Genomic DNA, 5977 nt, shown 5'->3' on the forward strand with positions numbered 1-5977 from the left:
ATGCCCGGGTCGAGTTCGACCTCTTCGAGCACTTTAATGATTATTTGTTCTCGTTCGTCAGGAGTTCCAATGTTATGTATTTCTAAGCCCTCGTTAATGATTTGCATAATTGACATGCGAGGACTGAGGCTGCCATAGGGGTCCTGAAAGACAATTTGCATTTCTTTTCGGAAGGGGCGGAATGCTTGTTGGTCAAGATTGTGAGTGGGCTTACCTTCAAAGAATATCTCACCTTCACATTGCTGAAGTCTAAGTAAAGCGAGGCCGAGGGTGGTTTTTCCGCTGCCGCTTTCGCCGACGATACCAAGAGTTTCGCCTGCTTTTAGTTTTATTGAGATGTCTTTAGTTGCCTTTAAGAACTCAAGAGGCTTGCCCCAGAAACTTTTCTTAGTAGGAAACCATACGTTGATGTCCTTACTTTCTAAAATTGTTTTAGCGTCGTTCGGGATTTTCTTAGGTGAGCCGCTAGGGTCAGAGTTAATAAGTAGCTTCGTATACTCTTGCTTTGGAGTAGCGAAGATATCTTCGCAATATCCAGATTCGATGAGTTTTCCATGGTGCATCACTACCACTTCGTCTGCATAATGGCGTACGATGCTCAGGTCGTGGGAAATAAGAATGACGGACATTCCAAACTTTTTTTGTAACCCCCGGATTAACTCAAGTACCTGCTTTTGTACGGTTACATCCAACGCTGTTGTTGGCTCATCTGCGATGAGTATGTCTGGTTCGTTGGCTAGCGCCATAGCGATCATTACGCGCTGCTTTTGTCCGCCTGATAGTTGGTGAGGATAGGATCCCAGGCGAGACTCAGGCTCAGGAATACCAACTAGATCTAGTAATTCGATAACACGCTTACGAGCGGCTCGAGTTGAATGAGCGCTGTGTAACTGTATTGATTCGGCAATTTGTTTCTCAATCGTATGTAGCGGATTAAGTGACGTCATTGGCTCCTGAAAGATCATGCCAATTTTACCGCCACGCACACTTCTTAATTCAGTCTCGCTTGCTTTTAAAAGGTCTTTGTTTTGAAAAAGGATTTCGCCACTCGGGTAAGACGTTTTATTTCTTGGATGTAAGCCGAGAATCGCCTGGGCAGTTACTGATTTTCCAGAACCGCTTTCGCCAACAATTGCGATTGTCTTTCCCGCGTGAATATCAAAACTGATACCTTTAACTGCCTCTATTTCTTGCTCTCCTTGTTGAAAGCAAACACGAAGGTCTCTGATAGATATTTGAGCATCGTTATCGTTTGTCATAAAAACTAATTACCTTGAGTGCGTGCTTATATCTTTTTTGGGTCGAATGCGTCGCGTACGGCTTCGCCAATAAATACAAGTAGAGACAGCATTAGTGCAAGAACAATAAATGCCGATGCGCCGAGCCAGGGTGCGTGTAAATTTGTTTTGCCTTGTGAAATCAGTTCACCTAGTGAGGGTGATCCTGGTGGAAGCCCAAAGCCAAGAAAGTCGAGAGAGGTCAGGGTAGTAATTGAACCCGTGAGAATGAAAGGCATGAAAGTAAGTGTCGCGACCATAGCATTAGGAAGCATGTGTCTAAACATAATTCCTCTATTGTCCAAGCCTAGTGCACGGGCTGCGCGTACGTATTCTAGGTTTCTAGCGCGCAAGAACTCTGCGCGTACAACGTCAACTAGCCCCATCCAGCTGAATAACAGCATAATACCAAGTAGCCACCAGAAGTTAGGCGTAATAATACTACTCATGATTATCAGCAGAAATAGAACGGGTAGCCCAGACCAGATTTCTATAAAACGTTGGCCATAAAGGTCGATGCGGCCGCCATAAAAGCCTTGTATAGCGCCAACTACCACACCAACAACAGAGCTAAATAATGTGAGTGCTAAACCAAAGAGTACTGATATTCTAAAACCGTAAATCAATCTTGCGACAACATCACGAGCCTGATCGTCGGTCCCAAGTAAGTTTTCACTTGAAGGAGGGCTTGGGGCGGGTACAGGAAGTTGATAGTTAATGGTGTCGTAGCTGTATTGTATAAGAGGCCATAACATCCAGCCTTCTTCATTAATCAGCTCAGAAACGTATTCGTCACGATAGTCGGCTTCGGTCTCAAAGTCTCCTCCGAATGCGGTTTCTGGGTAACTATTTAAGAATGGCGTATAAAGTTCACCCTGATAGGACACCAAAAGAGGCTTGTCATTTGCAATGATTTCGGCAAACAGTGAAGCAAAAAATAAAATCGAGAATAAGATTAAAGAGTAATATCCGCGTTTATTGGCCTTGAAGTTAGCAAGGCGTCGGCGATTCAGGGGTGACCACGAGCTAGTATTAATCAACATCACTATTGCTCCCTGCTTGCAAAGTCAATTCGCGGGTCAATAAAGACGTATGTCAGGTCGCTAATGAGTTTTAGAATTAGACCAACCAGGGTAAATACGTAAAGCGTTCCAAACATAACCGGATAATCGCGGTTGAGTACAGCTTCGAAACCAAGCAGTCCAAGGCCGTCAAGCGAAAAAATTACCTCTATCAACATCGAGCCTGTGAAGAATATACCGATCAAGGCGCTAGGCATTCCTGCAATAACTATCAGCATGGCATTTCTAAATACATGTCCATATAAAATGCTTTTGTCTGTGAGCCCCTTAGCTCTGGCAGTCGTAACATACTGCTTGTTGATCTCATCCATGAAGGAGTTCTTGGTAAGCATTGTTAGAGTTGCAAAGCCACCTATAACGATAGCGGTAACTGGCAGTACTAGGTGCCAAGCATAATCCAGAATTTGCTCGCTTGTCGTCATGGTGTCAAAGTCTGGCGAGGTAAGACCGCGTAAAGGGAACCAGTCCCAGTATGTTCCACCAGCAAAGAGAACTATTAGGATAACGCCGAATAAGAAGCCAGGAATTGCGTAACCAACAATAATGACACTACTGGTCCAAAGGTCGAACTTGGAGCCGTCTTTGATCGCTTTTTTGATGCCGAGCGGGATCGATATAAGGTAGATGATCAGTGTTGACCAAAGACCAAGAGAAATTGATACCGGCATTTTTTCAAGGACTAAGTCGAGTACACTTTTGTCGCGGAAAAAGCTTTCGCCAAAGTCAAAAACAGCATAGTTTTTGATCATAATAAAGAAGCGCTCATAAGCTGGCTTATCGAAGCCATACATCTTTTCAATGCGCTCAATAAGCTCAGGGTCAAGGCCTTGAGCACCATGGTATTTAGAGGAGCTGCCAGAGCTGCTAGAACTTGAGGTGTTGGTAGATAGCTCTCCGCTACCGCCGCCTAAACGGCTTTGAACGTCTGAACCCATTCCCTGAATCTGTGCGAGCATTCGCTCAACGGGGCCGCCGGGTGCTGCTTGCACGATAATGAAGTTTAAGAGCATGATACCGAGTAGTGTCGGTATCATAAGAAGAAGTCTGCGAAGAATGTAGGCGCTCATTACTTACGGAACCACCACGTATCGATCGCTACTCCGGATTTGGGGGAAATTTCAGGTCTCGCAAGGCTCTTAGTGTAAGCGATACGCTCAACCGGGTTATACCAGTTAGGTATTACGTAGTGCCCGTGTAGTAGAACTCTGTCGAGAGCACGAGTTCGATTAACTAAAGACTTTCTGTCTGGCGCACTGATGACAAGATCAACAAGCTTATCCACGACAGGGTCTTGTATTCCGGCAATGTTTCTAGAACCCTGCGTATTGGCTTTTGATGAATGCCAGTATTCTCTTTGCTCGTTACCTGGTGAATTTGACTGACCAAAACCACCAACCATCACATCGAAGTCAAAAGAGCGGCGGCGATTTATATACTGGGTAGTATCTACGACGCGGATACCGGCTTCAATTCCAAGTTTTTCAAGATTTTTAATAAAGGGTTGTACTACACGCTCAAAGTCTTTCTGGAATAATAAAAACTCGAATGAAAAGGGCTTTCCGCTCTGCTTATTTGTCAGCTTGCCATCCTTCACAGACCAGCCTGCTTCTTTCAGTAACTTGATGGCTTTCCTTAAATTTTTTCGCAAGCTTGCAGGTTTTTCTGTGCTAGGTGAACGGTATTCACTTGTAAAAACAGATGATGGAAGTTGGTCTCTAAAGGCTTCAAGGGTGCTTAGCTCTTCACCAGTCGGCAAGCCCCGCGAAGCGAGTTCAGAGTTCTCAAAATAACTATTACTGCGTGCATATTGCCCATTAAACAAATTCTGGTTGGTCCATTCAAAGTCAAATGCATAGGCGAGCGCCTGTCTGACACGGCTATCCTTGAAAAGTTCTCTACGTGTATTGATAACAAAAGCCTGAAGACCGGCTGGGCGCTCGTGCTTAACTTCTTCTTTGATCAGTTCGCCGTTATCAAACTTTGGGCCGACGTAGGCGTTAGCCCAGTTGCGTGCAGTGTTCTCAATGCGGAAATCAAACTCGCCAGCTTTGAAAGCCTCCAATGCAACAGTGTTATCTTTGTAATATTCGTATACGATTTTATCGAAATTATACATACCCTTGTTAACCGCAAGATCTTTTGCCCAGTAGTTTGGGTTTTTCTTCAGTGTGACCGAGCGACCAGGGTCAAAGCTGTCGATCATGTAAGGGCCGTTGCCGACAGGAATATTTAGCGACGATTTACCGAAATCGTGTTTACTCCAATAGTTTTTGGAAAAAATCGGGAGTTGACCAATGATGAGCGGGAGTTCTTTATTTTGATTGGTAGCAAACTCAAAATGAATGACTGAATCTGAGCGAACCTCAACGTTTTTNACATCGGCATAGTAAGCTGCATAGAATGGTTGTGCTTTTTCATGCTTCGTTAGTGTTTCGAAACTGAACTTTACGTCGTCTGCTGTTATGGGGCTGCCATCAGAAAACTTGGCATTAGGGTTTAGCTTGAATGTAACTGATGAACGGTCATCAGGCGTCTCGATTGTTTCGGCAATTAGTCCATATTCGCTGAAAGCTTCATCACTCGCATGCTTTGTGAGACTTTCATACAAGTAGCGAACACCCGCGGCAGAAACGCCTTTAATAATATAAGGGTTGAAACTGTCGAAGTTATCACCGACAACGCCTAGTTTTAATGTGCCACCCTGGTTTGCAACAGGGTTGACGTAGTCAAAATGCTCAAAAGACGGGTCGTATTTTAACGAACCATGCATTGCAATACCGTGCTGAGGATTTGCAGCAATAGTGAAAGTTTGAAAGATGAGAGTAAAAAACAAAGCGAATTTAAAATGCATGGCTTATTTTGCTTATTGTAAATGTAGTTGAAAAATCTAGTCTCAATGCACACTTTAGTGCAAATTACAGGATGAAAGATCGTAAAGTTAAATGATAGACTCGTCTATAGCTTTTATCACCTTAAAGGCTTACGAAATATTTAGTTAGGCAAAACTGTTATTTAAGTTCGTTTTTTACAAGGCCGCAACGCTGGCATTTTGACACCGTTACAAGCTTGCCCTGTTTAACGTCGAACTTTGAGTTGCTTATAACCTTCCACTTATGAAAGCCGCTTTTGCATAAAGTTTTGCCTTTATGCTTGGCCTTTGGGGATGGTTTTTTAAAGGGAATTACATTAGACATAATAAGAGCTTTCGTTGCTTGAAGGCCTGAATTCATCGTTATAAAAGGCTTAATGCCTATTAAGAGTTGTTGCAATACTGATGTTACCAAGACGCTACTTAGATCGCTACGCCTTATTTGTTGGCCTTAGTTTTTTGCTGCATGCGATTATAATCGGCGTGGTTATGCTTGCTCAGGTGGATAAAGATGAAGAGGAAGAAAAGCAGCATAAAGTTCTGATAAAATTAGATAATCCTATTAATGAAGAGGAAGAGGAAGAGGAAGAGGAGGAGGAAGAGGAAAAGCCTTTAACAGAAGAGAAAGCTAAAGCAGAGAAAGCTAAAGCAGAGAAAGCTAAAGCAGAGAAAGCTAAAGCAGAGAAAGCTAAAGCAGAGAAAGCTAAAGCAGAGAAAGCTAAAGCAGAGAAAGCTAAAGAAGAGAAAGC

At 43.5% G+C, this 5977-nt stretch carries 5 protein-coding genes; 1 reads left to right on the plus strand and 4 read right to left on the minus strand.

The window, feature by feature from the left end; all coding sequences use genetic code 11:
• The 4 genes from A3735_RS09835 to A3735_RS09850 all read right to left on the minus strand — a co-directional run.
• Positions 1-1259 (minus strand): ATP-binding cassette domain-containing protein (locus tag A3735_RS09835; RefSeq protein WP_068638006.1); only part of this gene is annotated, 1259 nt, incomplete at its 3' end.
• A 26-nt stretch (positions 1260-1285) separates the two neighbouring features.
• The gene (locus tag A3735_RS09840; RefSeq protein WP_068509074.1) at positions 1286-2320 is read right to left on the minus strand and encodes an ABC transporter permease; all 1035 of its coding nucleotides are present in this window, start codon (positions 2318-2320) and stop codon (positions 1286-1288) included.
• A 2-nt stretch (positions 2321-2322) separates the two neighbouring features.
• Positions 2323-3426 carry a microcin C ABC transporter permease YejB gene (locus tag A3735_RS09845; RefSeq protein WP_068509072.1) on the minus strand — a complete coding sequence of 368 codons (1104 nt, stop codon included), beginning with the start codon at positions 3424-3426 and terminating at the stop codon, positions 2323-2325.
• Positions 3426-5210, minus strand: coding sequence for an extracellular solute-binding protein (locus tag A3735_RS09850; RefSeq protein ID WP_068509069.1), 1785 nt, complete (start codon positions 5208-5210; stop codon positions 3426-3428). The genes A3735_RS09845 and A3735_RS09850 overlap by 1 nt, the downstream gene beginning before the upstream one ends.
• A gap of 519 nt (positions 5211-5729) precedes the next feature.
• On the opposite strand from A3735_RS09850, the gene A3735_RS28835 reads away from it, so the two are divergent.
• Positions 5730-5977, plus strand: a 248-nt coding sequence (locus tag A3735_RS28835; protein ID WP_197485814.1) for a hypothetical protein, incomplete at its 3' end; no start/stop codon positions are given.

It is taken from the genome of Oleiphilus sp. HI0061, from assembly GCF_001635675.1.

What these genes read in the sequence shown, in the direction of transcription:
- A3735_RS09840 (WP_068509074.1), bottom strand. Translation starts at nt 2,320, where the DNA reads ATGTTGATTAATACTAGCTCGTGGTCACCCCTGAATCGCCGACGCCTT.
- A3735_RS09845 (WP_068509072.1), bottom strand. Translation starts at nt 3,426, where the DNA reads ATGAGCGCCTACATTCTTCGCAGACTTCTTCTTATGATACCGACACTA.